Source organism: Vibrio sp. SBT000027 (genome assembly GCF_963894355.1).
GTDB classification, from domain to species: Bacteria; Pseudomonadota; Gammaproteobacteria; order Enterobacterales; family Vibrionaceae; genus Vibrio; species Vibrio splendidus.
In genome coordinates, this window is the sequence record NZ_CAWQGD010000004.1 from 1,105,733 (window position 1) to 1,123,618 (window position 17,886).

The window sequence follows — 17,886 nt, forward strand, 5'->3', positions numbered from 1 at the left end:
TAATAGGATTGAGATACTTGTCTACTTTTAGTGACTCGTGTTAGCGATAGAATTGTAGAGAAGCCTGTAGCAGTACGATATACTAGATACCATATTAATGCCCCTAACGCGTGAAAGATTGTGTGGAAGCGTTGGCAGGATGTGTTGTTATGCTCCAGTTTGTGGAGTGTAGCGAGAGTGCGGAGTTGGCAATGTCTTCAATAAATTTCGAATCCACGTACGGTGTAATAACTATTCAAGATATGAATGTAGTTAGTGTTGACGCTAATTATGCTCGCATCTATGGATACCAATCACCCGAAGAACTACTTACTAATATAGATAGCTTCCTAGATCTAATCTCAGAAGAATACCATGTTTTAGCCTATCAAAATTACCTTGAAACGATCAGCGGTCAACGCGATCCGCAGGTCCACACCTATGTTAATGTTGATCGCAATGGTCGAGAGTTCACAGTGTTCTCTATTGACCATGTGACAGAGTGGCAAGGTCGGCCAGCACTGCAAGTCACGGTGATCGATCTTTCCCCTGCGATTCAGCTACAAAATGCGGTGCGTGAACAAGATAAGATGTATCACGATATGATCATGCAATCAGGGCAGGGCATCTTGGTTCATCGAGAGTTCAAGCCGCTGATGGTCAATCAATCGTGGGTTAAAATGCAGGGTGGTTCTTCCATAGAAGAGGTTTTAAAGCTGGACTCTATCCTTACATTGGTGCCAAAACAGAATACGGATGGCATCAGTAAGCACTATCAAGCGATCGTGTCGGGTGAGTTGTCGGGAACCAGCACTGTGGTTGAAAACATTGGGTTCGATGGCATTCATCGATTCTTCAATATTTACGATAATGCGATTACTTGGCAAGGTCAGCCGGCCGTTCAGGTTGTGCTCGAAGATGTAACTCAAAAGGTAATGTTGGAAAAGCAATTGGTTCATCAAGCGAATTACGATGAAATGACTGACTTACTCAATCGCAGAGCGATTTATGAGTGGTTAAGGGAACATATTGCCTCTGATACTCATGTCGTTAGTATGCTGCTTGATATCGATGACTTCAAATCGATCAATGATACTTACGGCCATATGGTGGGCGATGAGGTTATTTGCGCATTGGCTAACATTACTAAACGTAATGTTGAGAGCGTGGGTGGTGTGGCAGGCCGCTGGGGTGGAGAAGAGTTTATTCTGTTTATTCCCAATGCGTCATCTAACGTTTCGCGAGAAGTTTCTGATCAGATCCGACAGAAATTTAATCAGGTCGAGTTCAAAGTGGGCGAACAGATTCGTTTTAATGTGAGTGTGAGTATCGGAGTGAGTGATAGTCGATCTTGCGAAGGAAAAGTGTCCATCGATGCACTCGTCAACCTCACAGACCAATCTTTATATCGAGCCAAAGCGAATGGAAAGAACTGCGTGTGTGGAGAAGTGTTTGCCAACGATATAAGCCAAGCATTACCGCACTAAACGACTTCAATCTATTGAGTAAACTCGATCAATTTAGCAGCATAAGTAATAAATCTAGAAGCATAAAAAATAAAGCTAACTAGGGTGTCACCCCGTTATAATGTCTGGTCATGAGACAAAAATGCCCTCAAGCAATTGCTGAGGGCATTTTAGTTTTAGCTCATCAAAGCCGTTTAGCTTTCACCGATCAAAACCGTTTAGCTTTGGTTTATCAAAACAGCGAACATCTCAAAACCGTTGGCTTACTAAGCAGAAACTTCTACTTCGTAAGAGCCAAATTTACGGATGTTAATCACACCAGTATCCAAGATAAGGTATTGGCCTTTGATACCTTGCAGCACGCCAGATACTTCAGGGTTCTTGTCAAAGTTATGAGAAACAATCTTCACTGGGTGCTGCTCAACTGGGTAGCTGAGTGAAGTGATGTTCTCACTAAGAATCTCGATTGCATCGTCGCCAAACTTCGCTCTGATCTCTTGGATTTTATCCTCAACCAACGGCAATAGTTCTTTGGCTTTTTCTACCAACTCCATATCGTCGCCGTCGCCTTTAAGCAGCGTGCGCCAGTTGGTTTTGTCAGCAATATGCTTTGCTAACTCAACTTCAATCAGGCCAGAAATCTGACGTGTTTTTACCTTCAAGATCGGTAGACCTTGAGTGGCACCTTGGTCAATCCAGCGAGTAGGGATTTGAGTGTGACGAGTGATACCCACTTTTAGGCTTGATGTGTTCGACAGGTAAACGAAGTGATCAACCATGCAGTTCGCTTCGCCCCATTCAGGCTCACGACAAGTACCTTCATCGTAGTGGCAAGTTTCTGGCTTCATGATGCACATGTCGCAGCTTGCTAGCTTTCTCATGCACACAAAGCAGTGGCCTTGAGAGTAGCTTTTCTTGGTTTTCTTGCCACACGAGCAGCAAAAAATATTACCGGTGTGAGTGAGGTTGATGGTTTTACCAATCAGAGGGTTTAGCTCTACAAACTCTTCACCGACAGGTAAACGGTAGGTAACCGCACCATCGAGCGAAGCACTCATTTTCTTGAGTGTTCCTTTTGCTAATAAAGACATGACATTACTCGTTGTATTTTGATTATTATTTCGTCGACTCGGACGCTCTGTAAGCAGGCGCTACGGTTAACGATGATTATGCGATGAGTATAACAAATAGAGTCCGTTTTAATACGCAATATTACTTGATTATTGCGATGGATAATTGATGAGTAAACGCTCGTTCAAAATTATGGTATGACATTTTGTTCAGGCGTGATATAACGTTTTTTAGTAAATTATTGGCATTAAGATCACTAATTTACCTAACTTATTTTCTATCGTGAAATCCCAACTATAGGGACCTTAAGCCGGAAGCTTAGACGTGAAGTGGATCCATAAAATAGTCATCTTTTTAGTTATCACGACGCTGGCGATTGTCCAGTATTACCGTGTGAGCGGAAATCGTGTGATAACGGCAATTACGCCGGATAAATATGAGTTTATCGCGACCAGCGATCAAGTGGATAGGGGTGTCAGTACGTCCCAATTATCTTATCAAAATGGCCAGTATATTCTCGACTGCGAGCTTAAAAGGTCTGAGTATCCGTGGCCTTATTGCGGCCTATCGATTCGTATCAACCCAGACATTACCACTGGCCTTGACCTTTCTCAGTACCACACCTTTAGAGTCAATATTGATTACCATGCGGAGGCCGATTCTAGCGGTCGTTTGCGAACTTACCTGCGTAATTATAATCCTGCTTATTCGGTTCCTGATGACGAGTACACGCATAAGTACAACGGAATGGAGTTTTCTCCTGGCGTGGATGGTGGTGTGATTGAGATTCCGATCAAAAACCTGCAAGTAATGACATGGTGGTTAGCGGATAACGAGATTGCGCTAGAGCATTCAGCGCCTGAGTATTCGAATGTGAATATGGTCGAGTTTGCTACTGCGTCTGGTGCGAAACTGGGTCACCACAGAATAGTCATCCGTAGTATTGAGTTCGAGGGATCTTATATTTCAGGCGAAAGCTTGTTCCTTATCTTACTGTTTGTTTGGGTTGGTACAGGCACCGTATTCTTATTGTCTGAGTTAAACCGTTCAAGAAAACGCATGGTGCTTGCAGAGAAAAGACATCATCATTTAAAGAACGTCAATCGAGCACTGAGAGAGCAAAACTTTGAGTTTTCAGAAAAGGCTCATCGTGATGAACTGACTGGGATTCTCAACCGACACGCGATTCGTGATTGGCTAAAAATGCAGTCTCAGCAGGTAAAGCAGGGGCATGGAAAGCTGAGTATGTTGTATCTCGATATCGACTACTTCAAGAGCGTCAACGATAAATACGGACACCAAATGGGTGATCATATTTTACGAGAATTCAGCATGGTGGTGGGCAGTTCGATCAGCGCTTCCGACAAGTTGGTGAGATGGGGTGGTGAAGAGTTTATTGTTTTTTGCCCGGAGACTGAGGCTGGTGAAGCTCAAAGAAAGGCTGAGAAAATACGACTGTTGGTCAGCCAACACCTTTGGGTTCATGGCGATCCACTCACTTGCAGCATCGGTATTGCTGAGATGAAACAAGAGCGGGTGACAGAGACCATTGCTCGCGCTGATGAAGCTCTATATCAAGCGAAGCATTCAGGCCGAAATCAGGTGATCTTGAGTCACTAATCTGAAAATTGTTTTGGTTAGTTTATAAGCCACACGTGCATATGTGACGTGTGGCATTTTTATGGGCGCTATATGAGTTTACCCTCTAGAGCCTTTGTTGATTTGCTTGGATAGCGTATAAAAAATGATCTCACTGTTCTTTAAATGTTTGCTTGGTGCGGCGGCTGTTTTGTTGATTGCGCTGCTGTCGAAAAGTAAGAGCTTTTACATCGCAGGGTTAGTGCCGTTGTTTCCAACCTTTGCTCTGATTGCTCACTACATTGTTGGCACGGAACAAACCATGGTGGAGTTACGTACCACGGCACTCTTTGGCTTGTTCTCGCTTGTGCCATACGCGGCTTATCTTGGCGCGGTTTATGTGTTCAGTTATCGCTACAATTTGGTATCGACGCTTTCTTTAGCCACTGTCGTTTGGGTTATGTGTGCTTCTATGCTGCTGTTAGGTTGGACGCGTTTGGTGCCAAGTGTGGCGTGAGAGCCAGATCTTAGAACGGTAATGAGTGGTTGGCGGCAAGTTGATACAAAAAAGGTGACAAGCTGACACAAAAAAGGTGGCGCGGGGCCACCAAAAGGGAAAAGCGTTTCTTGTTTTTAGATGCCCGTTTAGCTGGTTTTGTTAGTTAAACTGATCTTGTTAGCTGAGCGGGTATTTTTGTACTGGTTGAGCCGGGGGAAGCTGCAACCAGATTTTTTTAGGGGGGCATTCCTGTAAACATTTATCTATAAGCATTTACCTATAAATATGTGTATCTAAGCTCTTGCCTATAAACATAAGTCTATAGGGCGTTAGTGCTTACCAGAAGATCCAAGCGAACAGTGTTAGTACTAGGATACAAACTAGGTTCAACACCATACCGACTCGCATCATTTCTTTTTGTTTGATATGACCAGAGCCAAATACAATCGCATTAGGTGGTGTCGCGACTGGTAGCATGAAGGCACAAGATGCGGCAATCGCAATCAGTGCAGATAAGATAACAGGTGACATACCCAGCGCTTCAGCAATGGTTGCGAATACAGGGACAAGCAATGCCGCACTCGCTGTGTTACTCGCAAACTCCGTTAGGAATACCACGAACGCTACCACGGCTAGAATCGTAAGAAGTACACCTGCTGTTTCTAAAAATCCGCTTAGTGAGTGTGCTAGGAATACGCTGGTTCCAGTCGCTTTAAGAATGTTACTTAAACAGATACCGCCACCGAACAGGATAAGCACACCCCAATCCGTTGTCTTCTCGACATCTTTCCATTCAACCGCTCTAGAAGCGCCAAGCAGTACAATGGCACCAATCGCTACCAAGCTATCAAACTTAGAGAATCCGCCAATCATTGCGTTGATTGGTTTTCCGAATATCCAAAGCGTTACGGTTAAAAGGAAGATAGACAGTGTGATTTTTTTGCTGTTTGTCCACTCTACAGGAGCGTGGTCTAGCTCAAATTTATGGTCGAGCTTTGGCTTAGTCATCACGTACAGGACAACCATTGTGATTGGCAATAAGATCATTGAGATAGGTAGACCTAGCGCCATCCATTCTGTGAAACTTAAACCAACTTCTGCGGCAGCAATTGCGTTTGGTGGGCTACCCACTAAGGTTGCGATACCACCGATTGAAGCACAGTAAGCGATACCCAATAGTACGAACACGTAGGTGTTGCGGTCTTCACTTTGGTCAACCTTGTTCATGATGCCAAGAACAAGAGGAAGCATCATTGCTGTGGTTGCGGTGTTAGAGATCCACATTGATAAGCCCGCACTCACACCGAACAGCATGAACACGGCGACAGACATTCTGCCTTTTGCAATCAACAGTACTTTGTCAGCAATCGCTTTATCTAACTCTTGCTTGTTCAGAGCGGCTGCCAATGCGAAGCCACCCATGAACAGGAAGATGATTGGGTTCGAAAAGTTAGCCAGCGCAGCGGGCGTGTTGAATACACCAAACAAGACAGCCAATAGGGGAACGAGCAAAGCGGTGATGCTGACGTGAATAGCTTCTGTTAACCATAAAATGGCAACGAACACGAGAATACTCAACCCCGTATTCACTTGTGATTCGAAAGGGAGATTATTGAGCAAAACTGCAAATAACGTGAAATTACCAATTAAGATCATGCTGTTGCGGGTAAACAACCAGTGTTTCAGTGTAGTAACAAGTGCCGTCATAAGACGCTCCTTTTGTTATCCTCGTTTTATTGGTGCACGACCTTCATTGAGTCGTGCTTATTATTTTCGAGGTATATAGCTTGATGTAGGGTCAGACTTTGTTGGAAGAATGTTACTCAAGTTAATAAAGGAGTGTTGGTGTGTTTTTGCTTAACAATGGGGAAGTGTGAGGCAACAAATTCAAAATGTGTAGTTTTCTACACATCGGTCTCTGCTGGTTCTAAAATAGGGCTTGCTGTAGGGTCTACAACAGGGTTTACAGTGGGGTCAGTAATAGGGTTTGGAATCGGAAATGATTCCGGTTTTGGACTGGGTTGAATTGGCTCTTTAGGTCCAAGGAACTTTGGCGTTGTCCCCATAATATACAGATCAAGGAATGCTTTGGTGCGCGCAAACACTTCACGTAAACGTATTGAGGTTCCCGAATGGTGAGTTGGTCCTGAAACCGCCAAACACTGCGCATGAATATCGTAAGAATTGGCGATGAATAGCGCTCTTTCACAGTGGAATTTCTGAGTGATGATCAGAAAATTATCAGTATCGAATATCTTTTTAGCGCGAACAATCGAGTCCAAGGTTCTAAAACCTGCGTAATCTAGATTGATGCGTTCATCGGGGACACCCGCTTTCAACAAGTCGCGTTTCATCGTCCACGGTTCATTGTAAGAGCGATGAGCGTTATCGCCACTCAGTAGAAATTGGTCAACTTTCTCACGATCGAACAGCTCAATCGCGGCTTCGATTCGGTGCTTATAATAGTCGTTGAGTGTTCGACCCAGATATTTGCTTGTGCCAAGCACAACCGCGACCTCAAGCTCGGGCACGTCATCAATATCGTAGATGATGCGATCTTCCGCTTGCCATGAAACCCAATAATCGATCGCAATAACCGCAGCGCTGCCAACTAAGAACACGAGGAAAGCGCCAAACAGAAAACCTTGCAGTTTTTTGTAAGCTTTTTTTATGTAGCTACGGATAATGTGAGAATCAAATTTCACTCTCGGTATGGTCCTTTGACTGAGCATTAATTTTTGAGTGCTCGATAATACCAAATAAAAATGAGAAAAATCAGTTAAAAAGACAAGACAGTGTAAAGAAAAAAGCCCCTGCAGTTGCAGAGGCTCTTATAAGAGTAGTTAACGCTCTTTATTCCAAGCGCAGTGCTCTTTATTCCAAGCGCAGTGCACTTTATTCAAAGTACAGCACGCTTTATTAGAATGCAGTACGCTTGTAGCGACGGTAAACCGGCTGCCAGAAGTGCTGGTCAATCGCTTGTTGCAGTGCTTCTTCAGTGATCTCTAGTGCAACACCTTGCTCAATCGCTTTCTTACCAACGGCAAGAGCAATCTTCTTAGATACGGTGTGAATCTCTTCCAATGGTGGAAGTAGCGCACCTGAACCATTGATAGCAAGTGGAGAACACGTAGCAAGCGCACGGCTTGATTCCATCAGCATTTCATCAGTGATACGTGAAGCATTCACAGCCAATACACCAAGGCCAATGCCTGGGAAGATGTAGCTGTTGTTACACTGAGCGATTGGGTAAGTGGTGCCGTTATGAGTGACTGGCTCAAATGGGCTACCTGTCGCAACCAGTGCTTGACCATCAGTCCAACGAATAATGTCGTTTGGAGTTGCTTCAACACGGCTTGTTGGGTTAGACAGTGGGAACACGATAGGGCGTTCACAGTGTAGGTTCATCTCTTTGATGACTTCTTTGCTGAACAGACCTGGAGCACCAGATACACCAACTAATACGGTTGGTTTCGCGTGGCGAACAACGTCTAGTAGAGAGAAGCCAGTGCCGTCGCTTTCCCAGTCTTTGGTGTTTTCGTTGGTTTGAACGAGACGCTGTTGGAAATCAAGCAGGTTTTGCATGCCTTCCTGTAGCAGACCCCAACGGTCGACCATGTAAACTTGAGAGCGTGCTTGTGCATCGCTGATACCTTCAGACACCATTTGAGCAATGATAGCTTCAGCAATACCACAACCTGCAGAACCCGCACCTAAGAAGGTGATGCGTTGATCTGAAAGTTTGCTGTTTGCTGCTTTACATGCTGCAAGTAGAGAACCAACCGTTACGGCTGCTGTGCCTTGGATGTCATCGTTGAAACAACAGAGGCGATCTTTGTAACGCTCAAGCAGTGGCATTGCGTTCTTTTGTGCGAAATCTTCGAACTGAACTAATGCATCAGGCCAACGGCGTTGAACCGCTTGGATGAACTCTTCAACGAATGCATCATAGTCAGCACCTGTGATACGAGGGTGACGCCAGCCCATGTACATTGGGTCTGCAAGACGTTGAGGGTTGTTTGTACCCACATCGAGCACGATAGGTAGCATGTAAGCTGGGCTGATACCGCCACAAGCTGTGTACAGTGCTAGCTTACCAATTGGAATACCCATGCCACCGATACCTTGGTCTCCCAAACCAAGAATACGCTCACCATCCGTAACCACGATAACTTTAACGTTGTGGTTTGTCGCATTGTTCAGTAGGTCATCGATACGATCGCGGTTCGGGTATGAGATAAACAGACCACGGCCACGACGGTAAATATTTGAGAAGTTCTCACATGCTGCGCCAACCGTTGGCGTGTAAATGATAGGCATCATTTCAGAAATGTGGTTTTGAACTAAACGATAAAAAAGCGTTTCATTAGTGTCTTGGATGTTACGAAGGTAGATATGCTTATCCATATCACTTTCGAAGTTACAATATTGCTTGTATGCACGTCCTACTTGCTCTTGGATTGTTTCGGTCGTTTCCGGTAACAAGCCTTCAAGGTTGAAAGAACTGCGCTCTTCAGCAGAGAATGCGCTGCCTTTGTTTAAAAGAGGGGTACTTAGTAGAGCAGGACCAGCATAAGGGATATATAGAGGGCGTTTATCGTTGTTCATTGGATGCCTAATATGGGAGAAAGGGTAACCGAAAAATGATAACGGTTTAGTTATTCAATTGTAAATAGTTTCCCTCCGATCTTTGCAAACAAAATGATATTCTTACCCATGTCCCACACTTATCGAATTCTAGCGCCATAATTCGTTATACTTCGCTCACACTTTTTCGCGACTCCTCCTTTTTATGTCATTACTTCCTATCGATTCTTATCAAAACGTATTCCACGAGCAAATCGCCAATTCTCACCTTGTAGTCGAAGCTGAAACCGGATCGGGTAAATCAACGCGTTTGCCAATTTGGGCTTCCCAGCATGGACGAGTGTTGGTGGTGGAGCCAAGACGCATCGCGTGTACGTCATTGGCTAAATACCTCGCACAGCAATCGGGTGAGAAGCTTGGTAGCAAGGTTGGCTATGCGATTAAGCTTGAGTCAGAGTATAACGAGCAAACTAACGTTGTTTTTGTGACTCCCGGTATCGCGCTGCGTTGGTTATCAGAAGACGGATTAGCCAGTTTTGATGTGATTGTGGTGGATGAGTTTCACGAGAGGCGCTGGGACATTGATCTGCTGGTGGCGATTCTCAAACAAAAAGAGAGCCATCGCTTGGTGATCACTTCAGCAACCATTGAAGGGGAGCGTCTTGCTCATTACTTGGATGCGAATCGAATTAGCTGTGAAGGCCGAACTTATCAAGTTGCTATTGAACACAGGGCGAATGAATCCAGAGCATTGCCCGATATTCGACATCTAGAGCAACGCATTGCGGAAGAAGTGAATCATCAACTGATCGCTTCACATGGCGATATCTTGGTTTTCCTACCGGGTAAAAAAGAGATCGTGCAATGTGAGCAAGCCTTGGCAAAGAATCCAGATATCCAAGTGGTGAAGTTGCATGCGTCAGTCAGTGAAAAAGAACGAGATTTAGCGTTATCGGGTCGTAATATCGATACTGAAGGTAATGGCCTGAGAAAGGTCATACTTGCGACCAACGTTGCTGAAACCTCCCTCACCATACCTGATATTGGTGTGGTGATAGATTCAGGATTAGAAAGACGCACCGTTCAACGAAACGGAAGAACCACACTGATGCTTAAGTCCATATCACGAGCGAGTGCCAAACAACGAGCTGGCCGCGCGGGTAGGGTAATGGATGGTGTCTGTGTTCGTCTATATGGCGAGCATGCGGCGTTAGAGTTAGTCACACCGCCTGAATTGCAACGTGAAGAGTTGACTGAACCTATGTTGGCCGCGGCATGTTGTGGTGCTCCGTTTGAGAGCTTGTCCTTCCTTGATCCTATTCCTGAGAAGTCATTAAACAGCGCGACTCAAACCTTGCTGACGATGGAGGCGATTAACGCCGACCATCAAATTACCGAGCATGGCAAAAAGCTGTATCCATTGCCGATTGATGCTTTGTATGCCGATATCGTTACTCGAATCAAAACCAAAGCATTAAAAGAAGCGATGGTCGATCTCACCGCGGCGTTGTCCGTTCCTGCTCGCTTGTACCAATTACCAAACAATGCAGAACATTTGGAAGCGCTGGCTCAGCAAGAGAAAGAAGGGTGTGACTTAAGCCTGTTAATTCAGATTGTTCGTGGTCGCGATTATCCGCATCTAGAAATAGACCAACAGGCACTGAATGAAGCGCAAGGACTGGCAAAGCAAATGCGTGAGGTGTTTGAACTTCCTCAGTTAGAAGTCGCGTCACGTTTCCAACGTATTGAGCTGCTTAAGACTATTGTGAATTTGCATCCTGAGCTGGTGTTTGTGCGCCGACTGAAGAGGAAAGAAGCCTTTGCCAATGGAGTGTTAGAGGCAGTACTCGGCCGTCAGAATCGTTTCCCGGACAATGCACAAGCGATGTTGGTGCTGGACACGCACAGCCTGCCGGGAAGAGGTGTTAAGCAAACACTGACCTTAGCGACGGTCACGGCACCCATTCCTCTTGAGCTTATCATTGAAGCTGAACTCGGAGAGTGGGAGCAAGGTGAAACAAGAGTAAATGATGATGGAGTCTTTACCGAAATGGCTTTGGTGTACGCAGGCCGTACAATTACGACCAAGCTCGTCGCGGCTGAAGGGCAGTTATCATTAAAGCCAATCGTCGAACTTGTGTTAAAAGGCGTCCAACTTCCCGGTTTTGCAAAGGTTCGCACTCAAGAAATCAAACACTGGCAGCTGTATGTGAAACTCGGTCTCGATGAACAAACCCAAGACACACCAGAAATTGAGCATATTAACTTTGAGCTATGGTTGATAGAGCAGCTTGAGGTGCTAGGTGTCACTGATGTGAGCGAATTGGAAATGTTCGACCATGCAGACATACCTTTCGATGGGATTCCAAGTTGGTTCTATTCAGAGTTCTCTGAAAAATACCCGTTTGCACTGAGCCTTGCCGACTTACAACTCGATGTAGAATACTTGCCCGCACGAAAGCTGATTTACGTGCACTATCAATCGGGTAGCCGAAAGTTATCACCAAAACGCTGGGAGCTGCCAACATGGTCTGGCTGGCGTATTCAATACAAAAAAGCGAGCCGGATAATTGATATAAAATAGATAGATAAGTTTTATCTCTAAAATATTAATCAAATAGGTGCATATATGATTATTCAGTGCTTATTTTGTTACAAAATTGATTTTTATATGCCTTTTTAACCAATCAAAAGGTCATAAAAGACTATTCTTCTATATCCTATTGCTATAAAGAAAGAGTTGATAGATATTGAGTATATTGTGTTGTCAAAGTGTCGGGGGACATCATGGAAAAACAGATAGAGACGCGTGTAGAGTTCGATTACACAACCTTTCTTGGCGCCTCATGCAGTAAAAAATGGACTTTTCTGGAAGCACTAACCACAATTGCGCCAGTATTCAGTACCGTCTGGCGAGATAGCATTAAAGAGCTAGCAAGCCCTGAAGATCGTTTATGGCAGATGGCATTAAAATCAATGTCGACGCGTAAAAGTGATGAGTCAAACATTGTTACCTTACTTAAGCTAGCTAGGCTGGAAGGGATCAATGAGCTCAAAGTTGTTATGCCATATTCTCTTGAAGAAGAGCAGATAGAGTACATCGAGACGCGCAGTCATTTGGTGATCGCCGAGAATACTGGAGAAGAGTTTACTATCAAGCTGTAATCTCTCATTATTGCTTAGAGCTTAGAGCTTAGAGCTTAGAGCTTAGAGCATACAGCTTAGAAGCGAGCTCAAAGAATATTAAAAATCGCACACGTAAAAAGGGCCTCAATAATGATGAGGCCCTTTTAGTATCTGAAACTTGTGTTTACGAGCTTACTCGCTTTCTAGACTGCAATCAGTCAATCAGTCAATCAGTCAACTAGACCATAGTCAGCACGCAGTACATCGATGATTTCTTGCTTAGGATTCTCGCTCAGTACGATCTCTGCACCTGTGATTTTCGCTGCGATATCAAGATAAGTACGAGACAGAGACATCAGTGAATCGAGAGGCAGTTCATTGTCACGAGCTAATGCTTCACGTTCTGGCATGCGTTCTTTGTTCAAAAGAATGTCTGCATCAGGGAAGTAGTTAAGCAAGAACTGACGGAAACCCTCTTTAGAGTTTTCAACGATATTGCCTTTGTTGTATTCCTGAGTATCCCAAATGCGAGATGAATCTGGCGTGCCCACTTCGTCCATGTAGATCAGCTTTTCTTTACCTTGAGCATCGTTGACGTAACCAAATTCAAACTTTGTATCCACAAAGGTTTGGTCGACTTTCGCGAGTGCTTGGCTGATAACGTTGAAGCCTTCTTTTAGCAACTTCTCGTAGTGCGCAATATCGCTTGCTTGAGTAAAGTTGAACGCTGCGAAGTTATCTTCGATGTTGTTACGCGAGATGTTCACATCGTCAGCTTCTGGAACACCAGGGATACCTTTCAAAATCCCTTTTGTTGAAGGCGTGATCAGTAGCTCTGGTAGCTTCTTGTCTTTCTCGAGGCCTTCAGGCATCTCGATACCACAGAATTCACGTTCGCCGTTTGCGTATGCACGCCACATTGAACCTGTGATGTATTGACGACAAATCGCTTCGATCATGACTGGGCGAGCTTTTTGTACAATCCATACGAACGGGTGAGGGATATCAAGAATATGACTGTCAGCAAGTCCGTTGTCTTCAAACAATTTGAACCAGTGGTTAGAGATAGCATTCAGAGCCGCTCCCTTACCTGGAACACCTTTAAGATTACCTTTACCACGCCAGATGCAATCAAATGCAGAGATACGGTCACTGATCACCATGATTGCTAAAGGCGCATCTGGTGCTACATCGTAGCCTTTCTCTTTGATTAGTCGTTGACTATCTTCTTCAGTTAACCAGTAGACTGAGCGAACTTTGCCACTGTGGACAGGTTTGTCAGTACGGATTGGTAGGTCATCATTTACGGCAAGAACTTGATCAGCAAGGCTCATTTAGACATTCCTATCTTTTATCAAACGTCATACAGAGAAGTGCGGTGTGCACATGATTAGACGGGCATTATACTCAATCTACTATTTCCTTCCAGATAAAAAGCAAACGATTGCTAAATCTATTGTTTAAATAAAAACCCCCGCCTAACAATTCGCCAAAAAATAGGCGAATCGTAGGGCAGGGGAAGGCAGTATATTTGGACTGTGTTTTGGAGCTATGTTTGTTAAGTTAACTTTGTTAGCTAAAAGATTAAGCTATGTGTATGGGCTATGTTTTTGAGCCAACAATGTTATTAAGCCAACATGATATTAAGCAAGGTGGCTTAGTGAATACGCTCTGAATTCGCATCCATAAAGAAGACTTCACACTGAAAGCGCATGCCTAATGTTCTTAGGTATTGCTGACTGAATTGATCAATCGATGCACTTGCCACAATCGCACTCGCATTCTTAGAGCGAATGGCTTTCTCGACGGTTTCTACCTCAGTCATTTGATGAGAGGCTTTCATATGAATAACTCGGTCGCAGCACACATTATGTTGCTTCAGCTGCTTGGCGGATGGTCTCGGTGTTTGAGCGGTAAACAGTAGCCACTGATGTTGGTTGGACAGCAACGCCATTCTTGCAAATAACGCTTCCTCGTTTGAATTTTTGCTTTTACGAGAAACTGATGTAAATGCGCAGTGAACTAGCGGGCTAGAGTGTTGGGCTTTAACGTGTGCTTGAATCATTTTGCTGTCCTTATATACATGCTGTATGTGTATACAGTAGTTTTAGTTGCTTATAAGATCAAGCGTTTTTTGCGGGATTATTGGACGATTTTGTCTTAAGTTATAGATTGAACATAGTTAAGTTGTTGAAATTAAATGATAAATTAAATTTGAATGAATTTGCTGTTTTGTCTCATAATTTGAAAAAATGTGAGCCTTATACAGGTGTATACAGTGGTTTTGACAGAAAAGTACTGTATACACCTGTATAGAAGAGAGAAGAGAGAAGAGAGAAGAGAGAAGAGAGAAGAGAGAAGAGAGAAGATCTAAAACCACAGACACAAAAAAAGCGCCTTAGGCGCTTTCTTATATTTCAACGGTGTTGCTTATCTCAATGTCGCTTGGGAGAGTTTTGCTCTCATTTCCATTTCACCAATATTGAACTGGCGAACATCAATGGTTGCAATATCATTGCACTCTTTACATGCATGATGACACTTACCATCTAGGTAGTCGTGCTTTTTAACTAGGCTTGGCTTTTTGCACCAATCACAAACGCCTTCTATTGTGAACATATTCTCTCCTCACCTGTTTAAGTCAGGTGTATTTTCGGCGCAAATTATGACACAAGTAAGACCCATTAGTTAATAGTTTGTTACCCGTTTTTGAGAGGGGGATCGATTGCAACACTAATAAAATCGATATCTTTGCGACCTTGCAAATTTAATATGTGTAGTTGTTTACGATTTTGTAACATTTTGTAAAATGGTTTTTAGCGCATTGTTCAAACGTTTCATTTCTTCGTCACATCCGTGACCATCTGGATGGTAGATCTTTGATAATTGTTTGTATCGTATCTTGATGCTTTTCTGGTCCGGAATTGAGCTAGGCGTGTAGCCAAATAGCGCACAAGCTACCTGAAAATTGTTCAAGCTCTTGTTGTTTTTCTGCTTTTTCAGTTCGTTATAGATAGTCTGAAGTTGGCGCTTTTGCTGTTTGATGGTGAAGTCTTTCGCGCTAAGCTGCGCTTCAAGTGTCTGTTGTTGCTGATTTAACTCACCAGACTTCAGGGTCTGTCGCTTTCGCGATACAACCAGAGTCGCGCTGATACTCACTATTGCAATTAAAACGGCCAGTACTGCGCCGATCATATAGTCAGAGTTTGTTAGGTTAGAACGTGTTGCTTGGTCTCTAGAAGTTAGTGCCAAAGGGAAGGTACTTGGTTGATTCGTATTGGCTTCTGCATTGACGTTGTCATTGAGCTGCTCAATCGAAGAGATCTGCTTGGCGCGTTGTTGGTTGAATTGGGCTTCGAGAACGCGATTGTAACCATCTTCTGCATCAGGGTTGTCTTTTAGGGCTGCTTCATACCATAGCTGTGCTGCATCTAATGGTTGGAGTAGATCCTTCTCAAGTGAGGACTCATAGATCTTTGCGACCTCAACTGAGGCGCGTTTGTTACCTTGCAATGCTGATTTGATAAACCATTCTAAAGCTAGCTTGTTGCTTTGCTCTACACCTGTCCCTGATAAATATAATTCAGCCAGTCTAAATTGCGCGTTTGGGTTGCCATTTTCTGCTGACTGCGTGTACCAATAAAATGCATCAATAGTGCTAACAGGAACGTCGACACCCGATTCATAAGCTTGAGCTAGTTGATATTGAGAAATTGGGTCTTGAGGTTGTGATTCTTGAGCTAATGAAAATTCATCACTGCTTTCTGCGTGCACGAAATGTGTGGTGGACAACGGTATCGTGGAAAAGATGAGGGCTAGAAATAGAGGCCTAAGAAATGACGATGACCAGAAGTTGGATAGGATAAGCAAAAGATAAGTCTCGTAAAAAAGCCCAGCCCCGATGTATCAGGATGAATACGCTATGTGGCTGAGTGTTAAGTCGTAACGCTTAAAATAAGCGATACGAATGACAAGCAACTATATAGTGGATAATTCAATAGATAAAGGTAACTGGGCTTTAATCGTGCTACTTAAGCGGCAAGATTTGAATTTCTACGCGACGGTTACAAGCACGACCTTGAGAGGTGTTGTTGTCACACAGAGGGTAACGTTCACCGTTACCACGAGCAATGGCACGACCGGCAGCAACGTCTTGAGAGATCAAGAATGCACGAACAGATTCAGCACGACGCTCAGAAAGGATTTGGTTAGACGACTCGCTGCCAGTGCTGTCAGTGTGACCGTCGATCACTAGGCTAGTGTCTGGGTATTCAACTAAGATACGAGCAACACCACGTAGTGTGTTGTGAATACTAGACTCTAAAGCGTAAGAGCCAGAACCAAAACCAATGCCGTTTTCTAGGCGAAGTAGAAGCTGGTTCTCACCAACGCGTTCAACTTGAACACCAGAGTTCATGAGTTCTTCACGAAGTGCAGCTTCTTGTTGGTCGAAGTAGTAACCGATACCACCACCAACGGCGGCGCCACCAGCAGCACCGATGAGTGCACGTTTACGGCGATCTTTAGAATCGTCACCAGTAGCAGCACCAGCAACGGCACCAGCGATTGCACCAATTAGAGCGCCTTGAGTTGCAGAGTTCGTCTCAGATTCGCCTGTTGTAGCATTTTGGCGTTGAGTTGCCTGACAACCCGTTAGAGCGACAGTAAGCGCTAGGGCTAGTGTGATTTTTTTCAACGTATTTCTCCATCATGTACTTCTGTCAAACGCATGGACTGCGAATGACAAACATATAGTCCTATAAGTATTATTGATGGTTTTAACAATGTGCTGAGGAAATGTAAAGAGCAAGCATTATGATTTAGCTAAATGGCATGCTCTACGATTTGGTGATTTTTTTAGCCGCTTGAGTTCCGCCAACAGGGCGGTTTACTGAAAGCTTACGACCTTTCTTCAAACCAACTTCATAGTCAGCGGTGAGGTTTTTCATCGCTTCTCTGAGTTGTTGTTTGAAGGTTTCACGGTCAATATTTTCAAATTCTTTATCAATGTAGTTATTGATTTTGTTGTTTGACTCGTCGTCCGGGGTAATGATAGGCAACTTTTCAAGCGCACCTTCTACCCAACCAGAGACGTAAGAATTTACACGACGAGTGACTTCGAGAGTTCCTGTACCAGATCCTGCAAAGCTGTTTCTGAATTGACCCGTATGCTCGTTTAATTCGCGATAAATAATATCGAAAGCAAAGGCAGCAAAGATCGCTCGATCAGCTTCACCAATGAACTCCACACGCTTAAGGCCTTTGTGGTTCAGTAACACGGCTTCTACGCCAAACTTGGTGTTAATACCGCGAATAACACGCAGCAGTGTAGAGCTGATATTTGCAGGTAACAGATGACTGGACTGAGTTTTTCCCATCTTGATAAATTCAATATCGTCTTTCTCGAGACCATATTTCAGCATCAAGTTATGCGCCATTTTTATCGCATTGGCCGCTTCATTGACGTTCGCAGAATTTCCAAGCTCAAGGCACTTGGCAATTTTCTTTAGGGCTTTTTTCTTATCCATCGACTACTTAATCATTACCGCAAATTTTGAAAAGTCCGACATTTTACATGTT

The 17,886-nt window shown here is 44.0% G+C and carries 15 protein-coding genes; 5 read left to right on the forward strand and 10 right to left on the reverse strand.

Annotated elements, in window-relative coordinates; genetic code table 11:
• The first annotated feature begins 242 nt into the window (after positions 1-242).
• Positions 243-1,466 carry a sensor domain-containing diguanylate cyclase gene (locus AACU28_RS14840; RefSeq protein WP_121603683.1) on the forward strand — a complete coding sequence of 408 codons (1,224 nt, stop codon included), beginning with the start codon at positions 243-245 and terminating at the stop codon, positions 1,464-1,466.
• A 245-nt stretch (positions 1,467-1,711) separates the two neighbouring features.
• Here AACU28_RS14840 and AACU28_RS14845 read toward each other — a convergent pair whose 3' ends face one another.
• A complete protein-coding gene (locus AACU28_RS14845) occupies positions 1,712-2,536 on the reverse strand; it encodes a DUF2797 domain-containing protein (protein WP_017070245.1) in 825 nt (274 codons plus the stop codon).
• Between the two features lie 304 nt (positions 2,537-2,840).
• Here AACU28_RS14845 and AACU28_RS14850 point away from each other — a divergent pair, with 304 nt between their 5' ends.
• Both AACU28_RS14850 and AACU28_RS14855 read left to right on the forward strand, forming a co-directional pair.
• Entirely contained in the window at positions 2,841-4,136 is a 1,296-nt protein-coding gene (locus AACU28_RS14850) for a GGDEF domain-containing protein (protein ID WP_121603135.1), read from the forward strand.
• A gap of 124 nt (positions 4,137-4,260) precedes the next feature.
• Positions 4,261-4,611: a GlpM family protein gene (locus AACU28_RS14855; RefSeq protein ID WP_004733411.1), complete on the forward strand. Its 351-nt coding sequence runs from the start codon at positions 4,261-4,263 to the stop codon at positions 4,609-4,611.
• A 318-nt stretch (positions 4,612-4,929) separates the two neighbouring features.
• Here the strand turns inward: AACU28_RS14855 and AACU28_RS14860 are convergent, their stop codons facing one another.
• The 3 genes from AACU28_RS14860 to AACU28_RS14870 all read right to left on the reverse strand — a co-directional run bounded on the left by AACU28_RS14860 (position 4,930) and on the right by AACU28_RS14870 (position 9,201).
• Complete coding sequence (locus AACU28_RS14860) at positions 4,930-6,300, reverse strand: SLC13 family permease (RefSeq protein WP_102450415.1); 1,371 nt, start codon at positions 6,298-6,300, stop codon at positions 4,930-4,932.
• Positions 6,301-6,497: 197 nt separating this feature from the next.
• Positions 6,498-7,298, reverse strand: a complete 801-nt coding sequence (locus AACU28_RS14865) for a SanA/YdcF family protein (protein ID WP_029406252.1) — start codon at positions 7,296-7,298, stop codon at positions 6,498-6,500.
• Between the two features lie 214 nt (positions 7,299-7,512).
• Positions 7,513-9,201: an NAD-dependent malic enzyme gene (locus AACU28_RS14870; RefSeq protein WP_004733414.1), complete on the reverse strand. Its 1,689-nt coding sequence runs from the start codon at positions 9,199-9,201 to the stop codon at positions 7,513-7,515.
• A 184-nt stretch (positions 9,202-9,385) separates the two neighbouring features.
• Here AACU28_RS14870 and AACU28_RS14875 point away from each other — a divergent pair, with 184 nt between their 5' ends.
• Positions 9,386-11,764, forward strand: a complete 2,379-nt coding sequence (locus AACU28_RS14875) for a helicase-related protein (protein WP_121603136.1) — start codon at positions 9,386-9,388, stop codon at positions 11,762-11,764.
• Positions 11,765-11,967: 203 nt separating this feature from the next.
• A complete protein-coding gene (locus AACU28_RS14880; protein ID WP_004733416.1) occupies positions 11,968-12,345 on the forward strand; it encodes a hypothetical protein in 378 nt (125 codons plus the stop codon).
• A gap of 191 nt (positions 12,346-12,536) precedes the next feature.
• On the opposite strand, the gene AACU28_RS14885 is transcribed toward AACU28_RS14880, so the two are convergent.
• The 6 genes from AACU28_RS14885 to AACU28_RS14910 form a co-directional block, all read right to left on the reverse strand.
• On the reverse strand, positions 12,537-13,640 hold the full coding sequence (locus tag AACU28_RS14885) for a phosphoribosylaminoimidazolesuccinocarboxamide synthase (RefSeq protein WP_121603137.1): 1,104 nt from the start codon (positions 13,638-13,640) through the stop codon (positions 12,537-12,539).
• A 323-nt stretch (positions 13,641-13,963) separates the two neighbouring features.
• The gene (locus AACU28_RS14890; protein ID WP_004733418.1) at positions 13,964-14,371 is read right to left on the reverse strand and encodes a SulA-like leucine-rich domain-containing protein; all 408 of its coding nucleotides are present in this window, start codon (positions 14,369-14,371) and stop codon (positions 13,964-13,966) included.
• A 365-nt stretch (positions 14,372-14,736) separates the two neighbouring features.
• Positions 14,737-14,925: a hypothetical protein gene (locus AACU28_RS14895; RefSeq protein ID WP_004733419.1), complete on the reverse strand. Its 189-nt coding sequence runs from the start codon at positions 14,923-14,925 to the stop codon at positions 14,737-14,739.
• A gap of 165 nt (positions 14,926-15,090) precedes the next feature.
• Entirely contained in the window at positions 15,091-16,176 is a 1,086-nt protein-coding gene (locus AACU28_RS14900) for a tetratricopeptide repeat protein (protein WP_121603138.1), read from the reverse strand.
• Between the two features lie 157 nt (positions 16,177-16,333).
• On the reverse strand, positions 16,334-17,002 hold the full coding sequence (locus tag AACU28_RS14905) for an OmpA family protein (RefSeq protein ID WP_004733421.1): 669 nt from the start codon (positions 17,000-17,002) through the stop codon (positions 16,334-16,336).
• A gap of 142 nt (positions 17,003-17,144) precedes the next feature.
• The gene (locus AACU28_RS14910) at positions 17,145-17,834 is read right to left on the reverse strand and encodes a DUF2786 domain-containing protein (protein WP_004733422.1); all 690 of its coding nucleotides are present in this window, start codon (positions 17,832-17,834) and stop codon (positions 17,145-17,147) included.
• Positions 17,835-17,886 lie beyond the last annotated feature (52 nt).

Coding starts and splice junctions, on each gene's coding strand:
- AACU28_RS14840 (WP_121603683.1), top strand. CDS start 243: ATGAATGTAGTTAGTGTTGACGCTAATTATGCTCGCATCTATGGATAC.
- AACU28_RS14845 (WP_017070245.1), bottom strand. CDS start 2,536: ATGTCTTTATTAGCAAAAGGAACACTCAAGAAAATGAGTGCTTCGCTC.
- AACU28_RS14855 (WP_004733411.1), top strand. CDS start 4,261: ATGATCTCACTGTTCTTTAAATGTTTGCTTGGTGCGGCGGCTGTTTTG.
- AACU28_RS14860 (WP_102450415.1), bottom strand. CDS start 6,300: ATGACGGCACTTGTTACTACACTGAAACACTGGTTGTTTACCCGCAAC.
- AACU28_RS14870 (WP_004733414.1), bottom strand. CDS start 9,201: ATGAACAACGATAAACGCCCTCTATATATCCCTTATGCTGGTCCTGCT.
- AACU28_RS14875 (WP_121603136.1), top strand. CDS start 9,386: ATGTCATTACTTCCTATCGATTCTTATCAAAACGTATTCCACGAGCAA.
- AACU28_RS14880 (WP_004733416.1), top strand. CDS start 11,968: ATGGAAAAACAGATAGAGACGCGTGTAGAGTTCGATTACACAACCTTT.
- AACU28_RS14885 (WP_121603137.1), bottom strand. CDS start 13,640: ATGAGCCTTGCTGATCAAGTTCTTGCCGTAAATGATGACCTACCAATC.
- AACU28_RS14890 (WP_004733418.1), bottom strand. CDS start 14,371: ATGATTCAAGCACACGTTAAAGCCCAACACTCTAGCCCGCTAGTTCAC.
- AACU28_RS14895 (WP_004733419.1), bottom strand. CDS start 14,925: ATGTTCACAATAGAAGGCGTTTGTGATTGGTGCAAAAAGCCAAGCCTA.
- AACU28_RS14910 (WP_004733422.1), bottom strand. CDS start 17,834: ATGGATAAGAAAAAAGCCCTAAAGAAAATTGCCAAGTGCCTTGAGCTT.